At 70.6% G+C, this 15884-nt stretch carries 8 protein-coding genes and 3 pseudogenes; 6 read left to right on the top strand and 5 right to left on the bottom strand.

Features of this window, described 5'->3' with window-relative positions; genetic code table 11:
- Positions 1-84 precede the first annotated feature (84 nt).
- Both CCZ36_RS10410 and CCZ36_RS10405 read left to right on the top strand, forming a co-directional pair.
- Complete coding sequence (locus CCZ36_RS10410; RefSeq protein WP_237302623.1) at positions 85-1203, top strand: sensor histidine kinase; 1119 nt, start codon at positions 85-87, stop codon at positions 1201-1203.
- A 41-nt stretch (positions 1204-1244) separates the two neighbouring features.
- Positions 1245-1931: a response regulator gene (locus tag CCZ36_RS10405; RefSeq protein ID WP_069739747.1), complete on the top strand. Its 687-nt coding sequence runs from the start codon at positions 1245-1247 to the stop codon at positions 1929-1931.
- A 39-nt stretch (positions 1932-1970) separates the two neighbouring features.
- Here the strand turns inward: CCZ36_RS10405 and CCZ36_RS10400 are convergent.
- Positions 1971-3648: pseudogene (locus CCZ36_RS10400) on the bottom strand (MFS transporter).
- Between the two features lie 126 nt (positions 3649-3774).
- Here CCZ36_RS10400 and CCZ36_RS10395 point away from each other — a divergent pair.
- Positions 3775-4305: a MarR family winged helix-turn-helix transcriptional regulator gene (locus CCZ36_RS10395; protein ID WP_128817516.1), complete on the top strand. Its 531-nt coding sequence runs from the start codon at positions 3775-3777 to the stop codon at positions 4303-4305.
- A gap of 142 nt (positions 4306-4447) precedes the next feature.
- Here CCZ36_RS10395 and CCZ36_RS10390 read toward each other — a convergent pair whose 3' ends face one another.
- Positions 4448-4972 carry a hypothetical protein gene (locus tag CCZ36_RS10390; RefSeq protein WP_128817515.1) on the bottom strand — a complete coding sequence of 175 codons (525 nt, stop codon included), beginning with the start codon at positions 4970-4972 and terminating at the stop codon, positions 4448-4450.
- A 141-nt stretch (positions 4973-5113) separates the two neighbouring features.
- On the opposite strand from CCZ36_RS10390, the gene recD2 reads away from it, so the two are divergent.
- Complete coding sequence (recD2, locus tag CCZ36_RS10385; RefSeq protein WP_069739725.1) at positions 5114-7339, top strand: SF1B family DNA helicase RecD2; 2226 nt, start codon at positions 5114-5116, stop codon at positions 7337-7339.
- 214 nt (positions 7340-7553) lie between these two features.
- The gene (locus tag CCZ36_RS10380) at positions 7554-8852 is read left to right on the top strand and encodes a citrate synthase (protein WP_010056523.1); all 1299 of its coding nucleotides are present in this window, start codon (positions 7554-7556) and stop codon (positions 8850-8852) included.
- Positions 8853-9401: 549 nt separating this feature from the next.
- On the opposite strand, the pseudogene CCZ36_RS10375 reads toward CCZ36_RS10380, so the two are convergent.
- The 3 genes and pseudogenes from CCZ36_RS10375 to CCZ36_RS10365 form a co-directional block, all read right to left on the bottom strand.
- Positions 9402-11848: pseudogene (locus CCZ36_RS10375) on the bottom strand (heavy metal translocating P-type ATPase).
- 123 nt (positions 11849-11971) lie between these two features.
- Positions 11972-12288, bottom strand: a pseudogene (locus CCZ36_RS10370) (heavy-metal-associated domain-containing protein).
- A gap of 107 nt (positions 12289-12395) precedes the next feature.
- Complete coding sequence (locus CCZ36_RS10365; RefSeq protein WP_069739746.1) at positions 12396-13136, bottom strand: TetR family transcriptional regulator; 741 nt, start codon at positions 13134-13136, stop codon at positions 12396-12398.
- A 158-nt stretch (positions 13137-13294) separates the two neighbouring features.
- Here CCZ36_RS10365 and CCZ36_RS10360 point away from each other — a divergent pair, with 158 nt between their 5' ends.
- Positions 13295-15682 carry an MMPL family transporter gene (locus CCZ36_RS10360; RefSeq protein ID WP_128817514.1) on the top strand — a complete coding sequence of 796 codons (2388 nt, stop codon included), beginning with the start codon at positions 13295-13297 and terminating at the stop codon, positions 15680-15682.
- Positions 15683-15884: the final 202 nt, after the last annotated feature.

The raw sequence follows: 15884 nt of genomic DNA, 5'->3' as shown, positions 1-15884 counted from the left end.
GCAGTGGGACCGCCTCGCCGGCCTGCCGTTGTGTGCCGTTCGGCAGAGGGACCGGCCGCACCCCGCCCCCGTACGCTGATCGCCATGGGGGAATCAACCGGCCCGGCCGTCATGGTGCTCGGCGTCCTGCCGTCGCTCGCGGCGGCGGGCCTACTGGTGTGGGCCGTCACCTGCCGCCGCGCCGAGATGCGGCGGCGGCTCGGCCGCCTGGCCCGCCCGACCGCGGTGTGCGCCGCCCTCTCGCTGATCACCGGCTTCGCACCGCCGCAGGCCGGTTCCGGCTGGAAGATGGCGGAGGCGGCCCTTCTGCTGCTCCTCGTCGCGGTGGTCACCCGCTGGTCGCCGGTGTCTCAACTCGCCCTGGCCCTGACGCCGGCCGCCCTCGCGGTGACCCTCTGGCCGCTGCCGCTGGCCACCGGTGAGTCCTTTCTGGAGTCCATCGGGATCGGCGCCTTCTGGTTTCTTCCCGTGGTCGCCGCGGTGGCGGTCGGCGCCTACCCCCGCCGCCAGGCCCTGCGCCGCCGGCGTGCGGTGGCGGAGGCCCGCAGCGCCCAGCGCCTGCAACTCTCCCGCGATCTCCACGACTTCGTCGCCCATGACATCAGCGGCATCGTCGTCCAGGCCCAGGCGGCCCGCTTCGTCGCCGCCACCGACCCGTCCCACGCGGCGCTCGCCCTGGAACGCATCGAGAGGGCGGGGCTGAGCGCCCTGGCCGCGATGGACCGGACGGTGCAGATGCTGCACGGCCCGGAGGCGGCCGTCACCGAGACGCTCCCCGAGGTGTCTCAACTCCCGCTTCTCGTCGAGAACTTCACCGCAGCGGGAGCCACCGAGGCGCGTCTCGACCTGCCTCACCCGGTCGCGGAGCGGCTCTCGCGTGAGGCCGGATCGGTCGCGTACCGCATCGTCGTCGAGGGCTTGACCAACATCCGCCGGCACGCCCCCGACGCCTCCCGCGCCACCGTCGCCTTCACCCCCACGGCCACCACGGTGGAGATCCGCATCACCAACGACCGTGGCGCGGGGCGGACTTCGGCCTGCCGGGCCGCCCGGGGCGGCGGCCTCGGTCTCCCCGCGCTCACCGAGCATGCCCAGGCCCTCGGAGGAACCCTCTCGGCCGGGCCCCACGGCGACGGCGGCTGGCAGCTCACCGCCGTCCTGCCCGTCGCGCCCCTCGCGTCCCTGAAGGAGAAGACCTCATGACGATGCAGGGGAAGACCCCGGACGATGCCAGGGAAGGTCCCATGGCGACGCCCCTCGGCCCGACCCGCCTCCTGATCGCCGACGACCAGGAGGACGTCCGCAGCGGGTTCCGCCTCATTCTCGGCTCGCAGCCCGACATGACCGTGGTCGGCGAGGCGGCGGACGGCGTCACCGCCGTCGACCTCGCCCGCAGCCTGCGCCCCGACCTGGTCCTCGCCGACATCCGGATGCCGGGCGTGGACGGCCTCGAAGTGACCCGGCGCCTCGCGGGCCCCGGCGTGCCCGACCCGATGCGCGTCCTCGTCGTCACGACCTTCGACCACGACGACTACGTACGTACGGCCCTGCGCGACGGCGCCTGCGGGTTCCTCCTCAAGCGCTCGGGCCCCGGACTGCTGATCGAGGGGGTCAGGGCGGCCATCGCGGGGGACGTGCTCATCAGCCCGCAGATCACGGTCCGGCTGCTCCAGAACCTGGCCCCCGCCTCACCTCCCGCCGCCGTGGCGCCCCCGCCTCCGTCGCCTCTCACCGCCCGGGAGCAGGAGATCGCCCGCCTGGTCGCCGAGGGGTTCACCAACGCCGAGATCGGCGAGAAGCTCTTCATCACGGCGGGCACGGCCAAGACCCACATCGCCAACGTCCAGGCGAAGTTGAAGGTACGCAACCGGGTGGGCATAGCCGCCTGGACGTGGGAGAACGGGCTGGCCGGCCGGGCCCCACGGGAGTAGCGGGGACTCACGTCGCTCCGGTCATCCAGGTCGCTCCGGTCACCGCGGCGGCCGGGACGCGGTCCGCTCGCCGGGGTCCTTCCTGCGCGCCTCCGGCCCCGCGTCCGCCGTCCCCGCCCCCGTACGCGCCTTCGGCGACATGAACAGCGTCGCCGCCAGCGCCAGGAGCAGCAGCCCCGCGCAGACGTATCCGGTGACCTGGACGCCGACCGCCATCGCCTCGCGTGCCGCCTCCGCCGCCGATGCCGTACGCGGCTCCGCGGCGAGGGCGTCGATCACCGATCCGGCGCTGTCCGTCACCACGCCGCCGATCCGTTCCGCCTCGTCCGTCGCGAGGCCGTCCCGGGTGAGCCGGTCGGTCACCCCGGAGGCCAGAGTGCTGAAGAACAGCGTGGTCAGGAGGGCGATACCGAGGGCGGACCCCAGCTCGCGGGCCGCGCTCTGGATGCCGGACGCCTGGCCGCCGCTCCGTTCCGGTATGTCCACGAGGACGATATTGGTCACCTGCGCCGTGGCGAAGCCGACGCCGATCCCGTACCCGAACAACGCGATGGCGATGAGCCACCACGAACTGTCCGTGGAGGCGATCAGGGCCAGCATCGTCAGCCCGGCCGCCTCCAGCACCAGGCCGATCCTGACCTGGGCGAGCGCGGATACCGTCGCGGCCATCGGGAAGCTCGCCCCGGAGGCCGCGAAGCTGCCGGCCGCCAGGGCGACGAGAGCGAGACCTGCCTCGAAGGCGCTGTAGCCGAGGGAGAATTGCAGCCAGAGCGGCAGGACCGCGATGATGCCGAACTCCCCGAGGCCCACCATCAGCGTGACGAAGTTGCCGTTGCGGAACGAGCGGATGGCGAACAGCCCCACGTCCATCAGCGGCTCGTCCCCGGCCCGGCTCAACACGGCCTGCCGGCGCCAGAACGTGCCCAGCGCCGGCACGGACAGCAGCAGGGCGACGAACACCGGCGAGATTCCGCCGGACCAGGAAAGGCCTCCGACCTCCAGCGGCTTCGTCGTCATCAGCCAGCCGTGCGTACGTCCCTCGATCAGCACGAACGAGAGCAGCCCCAGGCCCACCGCCGACAGCACCGCGCCGACGCCGTCGATACGGCCCCGGGTGCGGGGCGACAGGTCGAGGTACCGGAGCACCCCCCCACACGATGAGGGCGACCACCGGGATGTTGATGCCGAAGGCCCAACGCCAGGAGATGTCCGCGAGCCACCCGCCCAGCAGCGGTCCCACGGCCGCCGCCGCTCCGATGGTCGAGCCCCACACGGCGAACGCCTGACCGCGCGCCCGCCCGGTGAACGCGGCGTTCAGCAGAGCCAGCGAGGTGGGCAGCATCATCGCCCCGCCGACGCCCTGGACGAACCGGGCGAGGATCAGCAGGCCGCCGCTGGGAGCCAGCGCGGCCAGCAGGCTCGTCGCGCCGAACACGGCGAGGCCCAGCAGGAAGATCCGCCGCGCACCGTGCAGATCACTGAGGCGTCCGGTGACCAACAGGAGCGCCGCGAACGTGATGGCGTACGACTCCTGGATCCACTGGGCCTCCGACGAGCCGATGGACAGGTCCTCGATGATCGGCGCAAGGATCACGTTGACGATCGTCAGGTCGACGACGATCAGGGCCACCCCGAGCGCCACGGCGACGAGGCCCAGCCACTGGCGGGCCGTGGGTGGGGTTTCCGCAGGTTCGGTCACGATGCCTCGACTCCCCATTATCGCTTTGCCGTAAAGGTAGATAACTTTGTGGGAAAGGTAAATGGGGCGGGGTAGGTTGTCAAAGCCGGAAGCCGGAAGCCGGAAGCCGGAAGTGGAAGAGGGAGAGGGCGTGGGGCAGTGCCGATGACGAACGGGCGCGAGGCCGTCGGGAGCGGCCCAGCCGACCGCGAGGCCGTACGGGTCGACCGCGTGATGGACGGCCTGCGCGCTTTCGGGGCCAACTACACCGAGTTCACCCGCCGCTTCGCGACCTGGCTCGGGCTGCACTCCACGGACGCTGCCGCCCTCGTCGAGATCCTCTACGCGGAGGACCAGGGCGCCCCCCTGTCGCCGGCCCGGCTCAGCGAACGCGTCTCGCTCTCCTCCGGCGCCACCGCCATCCTGCTCAAGCGGCTTGAACAGGCGGGCCACATCGTCCGTACCCGCGAGAGCGCCGATCGCCGGGTCGTGACCCTGCGCAGCAGCCCGGACATCCGGCCGCGCGCCATGGCGTTCTTCGGCCCGTACAGCGAGCGGATGGCCGAGGCGATGGCGGCGTACCCGGTGCAGGAGATCGAGCGGTTCGAGCGGTTCCTCGGCACCCTGCGTTCCACGATGGACGCGCTGTTGGCGAACGAGTACGAGAACGGCGGCCCGACACCCCCCGCCCCCTGACCCCTCCTACGGCCTCCGACCGGAATCCCGCCCGCGAACCGGCCTGTCAGTGGCACCGGGTAACGTCGGGTCATGTCCAACATGGCCGTCCTCGAAGGGGTCCTGGAGCGGGTCACACCTCACCAAACAAACGTGGCCTGATTCACGACGAGGTTGGGTGCTCTCCTGGACGGGCGCTGGGAGTCGGCACCCCTGCCGCCGTACACGCCGACTGCGGTTCGGTTTCCACGGCCAGTTCCCTGACGGTGACCGCAGGCCCTGACTTGCCGTCCAGCGCGACCCCGAAGGCGAAGCACCCCGTCACAAGTGTCTCGCCGGCAAGGAAGACCCCCGGTCCGATGCCCAGCAGCTCTGCCGTCACCGTGAGCTCAGGGCCCTGCCGCTCGACGCCGACCAGGCCGTGAGCCGGCTTTCCCTGTGGGAAGACTTGGGCGATCTCGCTGTCGTCCAGCACACCGTCGGCTGCCGCTCCGGCGAGCCTCTCCTGCCGAGTCTCAGCAGCACTCCGCACATCGGCGCGGGCCTTTGCCTCGGCGCGGTCATCCGCCGTGGCCAGCCAGACCCACAGGCCGATGAGACACACAAGAAGCAGCACGAGCACGGCCAGGCAGCCGTCGAGCAGATACCCCCGGGCTGTTCCCCTGCGCACCCCGTCGCGTCTTCCCATGGCCTGAGCATGCAGGCGTCGAGACGTGCCAGGGGGGCGCGATTCCAAGTCGTTATCTCACGAGGACAGGCCGGCTGCCGCCACACACCGGACCTCCCGCCCGCGAACCGACCTGTCAGTGGCACCGGGTAGCGTCGGGTCATGTCCAACATGGCCGTCCTCGAAGGGGTCCTGGAGCGGATCACCTACGCCAACGAGGAGAACGGGTACACGGTCGCCCGCGTCGACACCGGGCGGGGAGCCGGCGACCTCCTCACCGTGGTCGGGGCGCTGCTCGGCGCGCAGGTCGGTGAGTCGCTGCGGATGGAGGGCCGGTGGGGCTCGCACTCGCAGTACGGCAAGCAGTTCACCGTGGAGAACTACACCACCGTGCTGCCCGCCACCATCCAGGGCATCCGCCGTTATCTCGGCTCCGGGCTGATCAAGGGCATCGGACCGGTGATGGCCGACCGGATCACCACCCACTTCGGCGTCGACACCCTGGACATCATCGAGCAGGAACCGAAGCGGCTCGTCGAGGTCCCCGGCCTCGGTCCCAAGCGCACGAAGATGATCGCGGCGGCCTGGGAGGAGCAGAAGGCGATCAAGGAGGTCATGGTCTTCCTCCAGGGCGTCGGCGTCTCCACCTCCATCGCCGTCCGCATCTACAAGAAGTACGAGGACGCCTCGATCTCCGTCGTGAAGAACCAGCCCTACCGGCTGGCCGCCGACGTCTGGGGCATCGGCTTCCTCACCGCCGACAGGATCGCCCAGGCCGTCGGCATCCCGCACGACAGCCCCGAGCGGGTCAAGGCCGGGCTCCAGTACGCCCTGTCCCAGTCCTCCGACCAGGGGCACTGCTACCTCCCCGAGGAACGGCTCATCGCGGACGGAGTCAAGCTGCTCCAGGTCGACACCGGGCTGGTCATCGAGTGCCTGGCCGAGCTGGCGGCCGACCCGGAGGGCGTCGTACGGGAGAAGGTGCCGTCCCCCGAGGGCGGCGAGCCGATCACGGCGGTCTATCTCGTCCCCTTCCACCGGGCCGAGCTGTCCCTCGCCGGGCAGGTGCGGCGGCTGCTACGGACGGAGGAAGACCGGATGCCGGCCTTCCAGGACGTGGACTGGGGCAAGGCGCTCGGCTGGCTCGCGACCCGTACGGGGGCCTCGCTGGCGCCCGAGCAGGAGCAGGCCGTACGCCTCGCGCTCAGCCGTAAGGTGGCCGTCCTGACCGGCGGCCCCGGCTGCGGGAAGTCGTTCACCGTTCGGTCGATCGTCGAGCTGGCCCGGGCGAAGAAGGCCAAGGTGGTGCTCGCCGCCCCCACCGGGCGCGCCGCGAAACGCCTCTCCGAGCTGACGGGGGCCGAGGCGTCCACCGTGCACCGGCTCCTGGAGCTGAAGCCGGGCGGGGACGCGGCGTACGACCGGGACCGCCCGCTGGACGCCGATCTGGTCGTCGTCGACGAGGCGTCGATGCTCGATCTGCTGCTCGCCAACAAGCTCGTGAAGGCGGTGGCACCCGGTGCCCACCTCCTCCTGGTGGGCGATGTGGACCAGCTGCCCTCGGTCGGGGCGGGGGAGGTGCTGAGCGATCTGCTCGCGGAGGGCAGCCCGGTCCCCGCCGTCCGGCTCACCCGGATCTTCCGCCAGGCCCAGCAGTCCGGCGTGGTCACCAACGCGCACCGCATCAACGCCGGACAGCCACCCCTCACCGAGGGGCTGAGCGACTTCTTCCTCTTCGTCGAGGACGAGACGGAGGACGCGGGCAAGCTCGCCGTCGATGTCGCGGCCCGCCGCATTCCGGCCAAGTTCGGCCTCAACGCCCGCCGTGACGTGCAGGTCCTCGCCCCGATGCACCGGGGCCCGGCCGGCGCGGGCCATCTGAACGGGCTGCTCCAGCAGGCCATCACCCCGGGCCGCCCGGACCTCCCCGAGAAGCGGTTCGGCGGGCGGGTCTTCCGGGTCGGCGACAAGGTCACCCAGATCCGCAACAACTACGACAAGGGCGAGAACGGCGTCTTCAACGGCACCGTCGGCATCGTCACCGGCCTCGACGCGGACGAGCAGAAGCTCACCGTCCGCACCGACGAGGACGAGGAGATCGGCTACGACTTCGACGAGCTGGACGAGCTGGCCCACGCGTACGCCATGACGATCCACCGCTCCCAGGGCAGCGAGTATCCGGCCGTCGTCATCCCCGTCACCACCAGTGCCTGGATGATGCTCCAGCGCAACCTGCTCTACACCGCCGTCACCCGCGCCAAGAAGCTCGTCGTCCTCGTCGGGTCCCGTAAGGCGATCGGCCAGGCGGTCCGCACGGTTTCCGCAGGCCGACGCTGTACGGCACTGGATTTCCGGCTCCGGGGCGGCTCCGGCGAAGACTTCTCGTGACCCCTGCGCAAAAATGATCGATCAAATCGGTGGGAAACATCACGGAGGTCTTCCGGAACCGCAGTCAAGGGGCAGGATGAGTAAGTTGGCGGCACTCAGTGCCGTCAGTAGGTCCAATGGACGACCCCGAGTGCACTCTCCTGAGCCGAATGGGGGAGGGTGGAAGACAGTCAGGGCACCTCGAAGAAGAGGCACTACGTCGGTGAGGGATGACGTGAGCGAGCACACCAACAACGCTGTAGTACTGCGGTACGGCGATGACGAGTACACCTACCCGGTGATCGACAGCACCGTCGGCGACAAGGGCTTCGACATCGGGAAGCTCCGGGCCAATACCGGCCTGGTGACGCTGGACAGCGGATACGGCAACACCGCCGCCTATAAATCCGCCATCACGTACCTCGACGGCGAGCAGGGCATCCTGCGCTACCGCGGATACCCGATCGAGCAGCTCGCCGAGCGCTCGTCGTTCCTCGAGGTCGCGTACACGCTGATCAACGGCGACCTCCCCAAGGTCGACGAGCTGGCGGCGTTCAAGAACGAGATCACCCAGCACACGCTGCTGCACGAGGACGTCAAGCGGTTCTTCGACGGCTTCCCGCGCGACGCCCACCCGATGGCCATGCTGTCCTCGGTCGTCAGCGCGCTGTCCACGTTCTACCAGGACAGCCACAACCCGTTCGACGAGCAGCAGCGCCACCTGTCGACGATCCGCCTGCTGGCGAAGCTCCCGACGATCGCGGCGTACGCCTACAAGAAGTCGATCGGCCACCCCTTCGTCTACCCGCGCAACGACCTCGGGTACGTCGAGAACTTCCTGCGCATGACCTTCTCGGTCCCCGCCCAGGAGTACGAGCTGGACCCGGTCGTCGTCTCGGCGCTGGACAAGCTGCTCATCCTGCACGCGGACCACGAGCAGAACTGTTCGACCTCCACCGTGCGCCTGGTCGGCTCCTCGCAGGCGAACATGTTCGCCTCGATCTCCGCCGGCATCTCGGCGCTGTGGGGCCCCCTGCACGGTGGCGCCAACCAGTCGGTGCTGGAGATGCTGGAAGGCATCCAGGCCAACGGCGGCGACGTCGACTCCTTCATCCGCAAGGTGAAGAACAAGGAGGACGGCGTCCGCCTGATGGGCTTCGGCCACCGGGTGTACAAGTCCTTCGACCCGCGCGCCAAGATCATCAAGGCTGCCGCGCACGACGTGCTGTCCGCGCTCGGCAAGTCCGACGAGCTGCTCGACATCGCGCTCAAGCTGGAGGAGCACGCGCTCTCCGACGACTACTTCGTCTCGCGCAACCTCTACCCCAACGTGGACTTCTACACCGGTCTGATCTACCGGGCCATGGGCTTCCCGACCGAGATGTTCACCGTGCTGTTCGCGCTCGGCCGACTGCCCGGCTGGATCGCCCAGTGGCACGAGATGATCAAGGAGCCGGGTTCCCGCATCGGCCGCCCGCGCCAGATCTACACCGGCGAGGTCCTGCGTGACTTCGTCCCGGTCGAGGGCCGCTGACCCGGCCCCCGGCCCGGACCTCGTGTCCGCCCCGTAGTGCCCCGGCCTCTTCGGCCGACTGCCTTCGCCCCGCGTACCGCGCTTCGCACAGAGCGCGGTGTCCGGGGCGATTCGGCGTTATGAGGGCCCTGCCGGGCCTGCCGGGGGCCGCAACGCGCAGGCAGCCCCTGAAACCGGTGGCACGCCCTTGAAACCGGTGGCACGCCCTTGAAAAGGGAGAAGCGCCCCGCCGTCGATCCCCCCACGGGTCGACGGTCGGGGCGCTTCCCATATCCCGGAGCGGATTCCCCCCACGGGATCCGGCCGGGCGTCTGCAGGGAGCCGAGGCTCCCGTTGTTCTGTTGTGCCGCGATCTGCCGGGGTACGTACGGGAGGGCCGCTCAAAGCTCCCCGGTGCACGTGCCCCGGCCTACGCATGCCATCAGGAGCGTCCCCCAAGACACTCCGTCGGACGTCCCCCAAGACATCCTTGGCAATCGCACTCTAAGACTCGCGAACCCACCGGATGGTTACCCTGAAATCGGTGTGATCTAAATCTCTTTGTGGAAGTTACGTGAAGGCACGCAACCGGAGGCTGTTCGTGACGACGAACACGGACGAAAACGCCATGGCGGCTCCCGCGATCATAGGGTTGAGCAGGCCACTTGCAGCCAGGGGCAAGGCCGCAACGTTGTACCCGAAGGCCCAGAAGAGGTTGCCCCTGATGGTGGCCAGCGTACGCCTGGAAAGGCGGATTGCGTCAGCTGTCACCTTGAGATCTCCACGAACCAGTGTGAGGTCGCTCGCCTCGATCGCCGCATCCGTCCCAGTGCCCATCGCCAGCCCCAGGGATGCCGTGGCCAGCGCGGCTGCGTCGTTGACCCCGTCGCCGACCATGGCGACGACGCGGCCCTCGGCCTGAAGGCGCTTGATGACGTCCACCTTGTCCTCGGGGAGGACCTCCGCATGGACCTGGTCGATGCCCACCTCGCGCGCGACGGCCTCCGCCACCGCCCGGTTGTCGCCGGTCAGCAGGATGGGCTCCAGCCCCAGTGCGCGCAGCTCGGCCACGGCGGCCGCGCTGCTGTCCTTGACCGCGTCCGCCACCCCGAACACGCCCCGGGCCTCCCCGTCCCAGGCCACGACGACCGCCGTGCGCCCGTGCGCCTCGTCCTCCTCCAGCGCCCGTGACAGCGCGGGGGGCAGGGGAATCTCCGCGTCGGCGATGAGGCGGGGCCGCCCGACGAGGACGGCGTGGCCCTCGACGGTGCCCTGGACTCCGAGGCCGGGGACGTTGGTGAAGTTCTCGGGGTGGGGAGGGGGCCGGTGGTGTCGGTCGCCGCGGTGGCGACGGCTTGGGCGATGGGGTGTTCGGAGGCGTTCTCCAGGGCGCCTGCGAGCCGCAGGACTTCGGTCTCGTCGGTTTCGTCGGTGGTGTGGGTGGTCTGGAGGGTCATGCGGCCGGTGGTGACGGTGCCGGTTTTGTCGAGGACGATGGTGTCGGTGCGGCGGGTGGTTTCGAGGACTTCGGGTCCCTTGATGAGGATGCCGAGTTGGGCGCCGCGTCCGGTGCCGACCATGAGGGCGGTGGGGGTGGCGAGGCCGAGGGCGCAGGGGCAGGCGATGATGAGGACGGCGACGGCTGCGGTGAAGGCGGCGGTGAGTCCGGCGCCGTTGCCGAGCCAGTAGCCGAGGGTGGCGAGGGCGAGGGTGATGACGACGGGGACGAAGACGGCGGAGATGCGGTCGGCGAGGCGTTGTGCGGAGGCTTTGCCGTTCTGGGCGTTCTCGACGAGTTCGGCCATGCGGGCGAGTTGGGTGTCGGCGCCGACGCGGGTGGCTTCGACGACGAGGCGGCCTGCGGCGTTGAGGGTGGCGCCGGTGACGGTGTCGCCGGTGGTGACCTCGACGGGCACGGACTCACCCGTCAGCATCGAGGCGTCGACGGCGGACGAGCCCTCGACCACCGTCCCGTCCGTCGCGATCTTCTCCCCGGGACGCACGACGAAGCGGTCGCCGACGATGAGCGTGCTCGCCGGGACCCGTACCTCCCTGCCTCCCCGCAGTACGACGACGTCCTTCGCCCCCAGGTGCATCAGCGCCCGCAGTGCCGCGCCGGACTTCCGCTTCGCGCGGGCTTCCAGATAGCGGCCCAGCAGGATGAACGTGATGACGCCGGCCGCCACCTCCAGGTAGATCGTCGAGGTGGCGTCGGCGCGCGAGACGGTGAGGTCGAAGCCGTGGCGCATACCGGGCATGCCCGCGTCGCCGAGGAACAGGGCCCACAGCGACCAGCCGAACGCGGCGAGCGTGCCGAGCGAGACCAGTGTGTCCATCGTCGCCGCGCCGTGCTTGGCGTTGGTCCAGGCGGCCCGGTGGAAGGGCAGGCCGCCCCAGACGACGACGGGTGCGGCGAGGGTGAGGCTCAGCCACTGCCAGAAGTCGAACTGGAGAGCCGGGACCATGGCGAGCAGGACGACGGGGGCGGCGAGCACGGCGGACACGACGAGGCGCTGCCGGAGCGCGGCGAGGGAGGCGTCCTGGTCCGCCTCGGCGTCCCGGGCGACGGAGTCGGGGATGGGCTCCGGAGGCATCTCCGAGGCGGGCCCCGGAGGGATCTGCGAGGCGGGCCCCGGAGGGATCTCCGAGGTGGGCTCCGCCAAGAGCCCCGGCGCGGGCTCCGACGTGAACTCCGGTGCCCCCTGGGCGGTCTCGTCGGTGGCCTGGGGCGCGGCCTCGGGTGCGGGGGTGGGAGCCGGAGTGGACGGCCGTGCGACGGGGCGGGCCGTGTAACCGGTCTTCTCGACCGTGGCGACGAGATCCCCCAGCTTCAGCCCTTCCCCGAAGGTGACGCGGGCCTTCTCGGTCGCGTAGTTCACCGTGGCGGTGACGCCGTCCATCCGGTTGAGCTTCTTCTCGACGCGGGCGGCGCACGAGGCGCAGGTCATCCCGCCGATCATGAGCTCGGCCTCGGAGGCGTCGGCGGCCGAGAAACCGGCTGCTGCTGTGCTGGCCATGTCCGGAACTCCTGAAAAACGCAGATCGAGCCGTACCCCACCAGTATCGACTGGTGGAGCCGGCCCGACGGCGAACGGGTGGTGCGGCTGGTGAACGGGGGTGGTGCGGCAGCGGGCCGGCGCTCAGGCGGCCGGGCCGAGCAGTTCGTAACCGGCCTCGTCGACGGCGGCGCGCACGGCGTCCTCGGCCAGGGGGCCTTGGAGGTGACGGTGACCAGGCCGGTGGCGGCGACGGCGGCGACCGAGGTGACGCCCGCGATCCCGGAGATCTCCTCCGACACGGCCCCCTCGCAGTGGCCGCAGGTCATGCCCTTGACCTGGTACACGGTGGTGACCGAGTCGGTCTGCCCGATCTGCACGTCGGCCGCGCCGTCGTGGCAGGAGCCGGTGGGCGAGCAGCAGGAACCGGTGGACGGCGTGGTCTCTGTCTCGGCGGTCATGACGTTCTCCTCTTCGCGAACACGTTTCGGCGGCACGGTGGGGCGCGTGGGGCCACAGAGGGCCCCGGGGCGTCCCCCTCTCCGCCATACTATACCCCTAGGGGGTATCAATGCGCTCTGTCGGCGCCGAGGCACGACGCATCGTCGCCGACCAGTGGGTCCAGGTAGCGGAACATCACCGTCTTCAGCTCCTGGATGTAGGCCGCGCGCTCCTCGCCCTCGCTGGCCATGATCAGGTCCAGCCCTGCCTTGAAGACCATGAAGGCCATCTCGGCGATGCGGTGGATCTGAGGGGCGGGCATGCCGGGGAGGTAGCCGGCGAGCACCGATTCGACCCGCGTCAGCATCGTGGCGTGCAGCGTGTCGTGTGCATCGGTGATCTGGCCGGGGATCTCCGAGCCGTGCATCAGGACGAAGAACGCCGGGTTCTCGCAGTTGAAGGCGATCAGCGGGTCGAGGACGGCGTCCAGCATGCGGTCGAGCGGCAGCTCCGTGTGGCTCTGGGTGAAGGCCGCGCCGTAGGTGTCCCGCCAGCGGTCCAGCAGTCGGTCGCCGAGCTCGACGGCGATGGCCTCTTTGTTCGGGAAGAACTGGTAGAGCGTGCCGGGTGAGACCCCCGCCTCGCGGGCGATGGCGTTGGTGCTGGAAGCGGTGTAGCCGCTGGTGCAGAAGACCTCGGCGGCGGCCCGGAGCAGCTGCGCGATCCGGGCCTCGCCGCGGGCCTGGCGGCGGCGGGGGCGGGCGGAGTCCGCCGCCCGGGCGGTGGTGGCTCCCGCGCCCCCGGCGGCCTCGGTGGCGGCTTCGACGGCGGCCTCGGTGGCGGTCTTGTTTGCTTTGGCCTCCGGCACGGTCAATCCCCAGCTCTCATGAAGCGATTGACAAACACGAGTGGTCGCTCGCATTCTAGTGAAACGCGAGCGACTACTCGTGTTTGCCGCGAAAAACGGCAACGACCGACCCATGCTGCCCTGCGCTGCCCGGGTCTCGGTGAAGGGGACACCGCACCATGCCCGAAGTCAACCGTTCCGCGCCGCCCCCGGTCGGCGGCTGGACCCGGTTCGTCACCGCCCGGCCACGGCTCGCCCTGCTGGCCGCGCTGGTGATCACCGCACTCGCCGTGTTCGCCGGAAGCGGGGTGGCGGACCGGATGGGCAGCGGAGGGTGGCAGGCCCCCGACGCCGAGTCGACGTACGCGACGGAGGTGCTGGCGCGGGAGTTCCCCGCCTCCCAGCCCAACCTGCTCCTGCTGGTGGACAGCGGCTCCGCGGGCGTCGACGACCCGGCGGTGGGCGCGGAAGCCGCCCGCCTGGCGGAGCGGCTGAAGGCCGAGCCGGGGATATCGGGCGTCGGGTCCTACTGGGAGACCGCGTCGCCCGCCCTGCGCTCCGAGGACGGCCAGGAGGCGATCATCGCCGCCCGGATCGGGGGCGACGAGAAGACCGCGGGCGAGACCCTCGACCGGATAGCCCCGGCCTTCGCGGGGGAGCGGGGGCCGGTGACGGTCTCCCTCGGCGGGCCCGTCGCCGTGCAGCACGAGATGCAGACGATCATCCAGGAGGATCTGCTGCGGGCCGAGCTGATCGCTCTGCCGGTGACGCTCGTCCTGCTGGTCATGGTTTTCGGCAGCGCCGTCGCCGCGATGCTGCCGCTCGCCGTCGGCATCGTCGCCATCCTCGGCACCAACGCCGTGCTGCGGGGCCTGACGGAGTTCACCGACGTCTCGGTTTTCGCGATGAACCTCACCACGGCCCTCGGCCTCGGACTCGCCATCGACTACGCCCTGTTCATCGTCCGCCGCTTCCGCGAGGAATTGGCGGGCGGGGCCGACCCCCGGGCGGCGGTGGGCACGACGCTGCGGACCGCCGGGCGTACGGTGCTGTTCTCCGCGCTGACCGTGGCGGTCTCCCTGTCGGCCATGCTCGTCTTCCCGCAGTACTTCCTGCGGTCCTTCGCCTACGCCGGGATCGCGGTGGTCCTGCTGGCCGCCGCTGCCGCACTGATCCTGCTGCCCGCGGCACTCGTGCTGCTCGGTACCCGGATCAACTCGCTGGACCTGCGCAAGGCTTTCCGCAGCCGGAAGAAGACCACGACGGCAGGGGCCGGCACGGCGGGTGCCGCGAGTGCCGCGGCCGGAGGCCCCCGGGCCGGTTCCGCCGGTTCCGAGGGTGGCGCCGATGCGTCGCCCGGGCGGGGCTGGGCGTGGCTGGGTGCGCTGGTGATGCGCCGGGCGCCCGTCTTCGCCATCGTCACGACCGTGGGGCTCCTGCTTCTCGGGCTGCCTTTCCTCGGCGTCGAGTTCGGCACGGCGGACGACCGCCAGCTGCCGGTCTCCGCGGAATCCCGGGTCGTCCAGGAGCACATCCGCGACGGGTTCCCCGGCAGCCCCGGGGGCGGCTTGGAGGTGCTGGCCGAGGGGCAGGGTTCCTCCGCCGACCACGCGGCCCTGAAGGGCCGGATCGAACAACTCCCCGGCGTGCTGCGGGTCGACGGCCCGGTCGCCGAGGGCACCGTCGCCTACTACAGCGTGCTGCCCGAGGGCGAGGCCGTCGGCGAGCAGGCCCAGCAGCTCGTACGGGACCTGAGGACCCTGCCCTCCGCCTCCTCCCTCGACACCTCGGTCACGGGCGCGGCGGCGGTTCTCGTCGACTCCAAGGACGCCATAGCCGACCGGCTGCCCTGGGCCCTGGCGATCATCGTCGTCGTGACCCTGCTCCTGGTCTTCCTGCTCACCGGCAGTGTGCTCATTCCGCTCCAGGCGGTCGTGCTCAACGCCCTCAGCCTGACCGCGATGTTCGGGGCGGTGGTCTGGGTCTTCCAGGACGGAAATCTCTCCGGACTGCTCGCTTTCACCAGCACGGGTGACATCGAGACGACACTGCCCGTCCTGATGTTCTGCGTGGCCTTCGGGCTCTCCATGGACTACGGGGTCTTCCTGATATCCCGGATCAAGGAGGAGTACGACCGCACAGGCGACCACGAGCACTCCGTCACCTTCGGGCTCCGGCACACCGGCGGGCTGATCACCGCGGCCGCCGTGATCCTCGCGGTGGTCATGGTCGCCATCGGCACCTCACGGGTCACCAACACCAAGATGCTGGGACTCGGTATCGCCCTCGCGGTCCTGATGGACGCCATGGTGGTGCGCAGTCTGCTGGTCCCCGCGGTGATGAAGCTGATGGGTCGCTCCACATGGTGGGCCCCCGCGCCCCTGCGGGCCTTCCACCGCAGGTTCGGCCTGAGCGAAGGAGAGGCCGCCCCGGCCGCCATTCCCGCCGCTCTGCCGGACCCGGGCGGTCCCGGTGACCGGAGCGGGCCGGGAGGCCCGGAACCGACGGCGGAGACCGGGGAGATATCGGGCGTCAGCAGGGATATCGGCGAGCCGGCGCGACGCTGAGACCCTCGAAGGGACCCACGGGAAAAGCCGTCCGGAAAGAGTCCTCGGGGAAGCCGGGAATGCCCTCCAGGTGCGACAGGGCGGGCCCGCCCGCCGTCGAACGGGTGGCGGGCGGGGGCCCGGCTCCTCGGCCCGCCAGGAAGGCCCCACAGGCCCGTCGACGGCATCACCAAAGCACCGCTGACCTGGGCTTTCATGCTCA

The organism is Streptomyces sp. S063, assembly GCF_002832675.1.
GTDB lineage: Bacteria > Actinomycetota > Actinomycetes > Streptomycetales > Streptomycetaceae > Streptomyces > Streptomyces sindenensis.
The sequence above is the reverse complement of the archived record's forward strand: the minus strand, read 5'-3'. Positions and strand labels throughout refer to the sequence as shown.

Coding starts and splice junctions, on each gene's coding strand:
- CCZ36_RS10405 (WP_069739747.1), top strand. CDS start 1,245: ATGGCGACGCCCCTCGGCCCGACCCGCCTCCTGATCGCCGACGACCAG.
- CCZ36_RS10390 (WP_128817515.1), bottom strand. CDS start 4,972: ATGGGAAGACGCGACGGGGTGCGCAGGGGAACAGCCCGGGGGTATCTG.
- recD2 (WP_069739725.1), top strand. CDS start 5,114: ATGTCCAACATGGCCGTCCTCGAAGGGGTCCTGGAGCGGATCACCTAC.
- CCZ36_RS10410 (WP_237302623.1), top strand. CDS start 85: ATGGGGGAATCAACCGGCCCGGCCGTCATGGTGCTCGGCGTCCTGCCG.
- CCZ36_RS10395 (WP_128817516.1), top strand. CDS start 3,775: ATGACGAACGGGCGCGAGGCCGTCGGGAGCGGCCCAGCCGACCGCGAG.
- CCZ36_RS10360 (WP_128817514.1), top strand. CDS start 13,295: ATGCCCGAAGTCAACCGTTCCGCGCCGCCCCCGGTCGGCGGCTGGACC.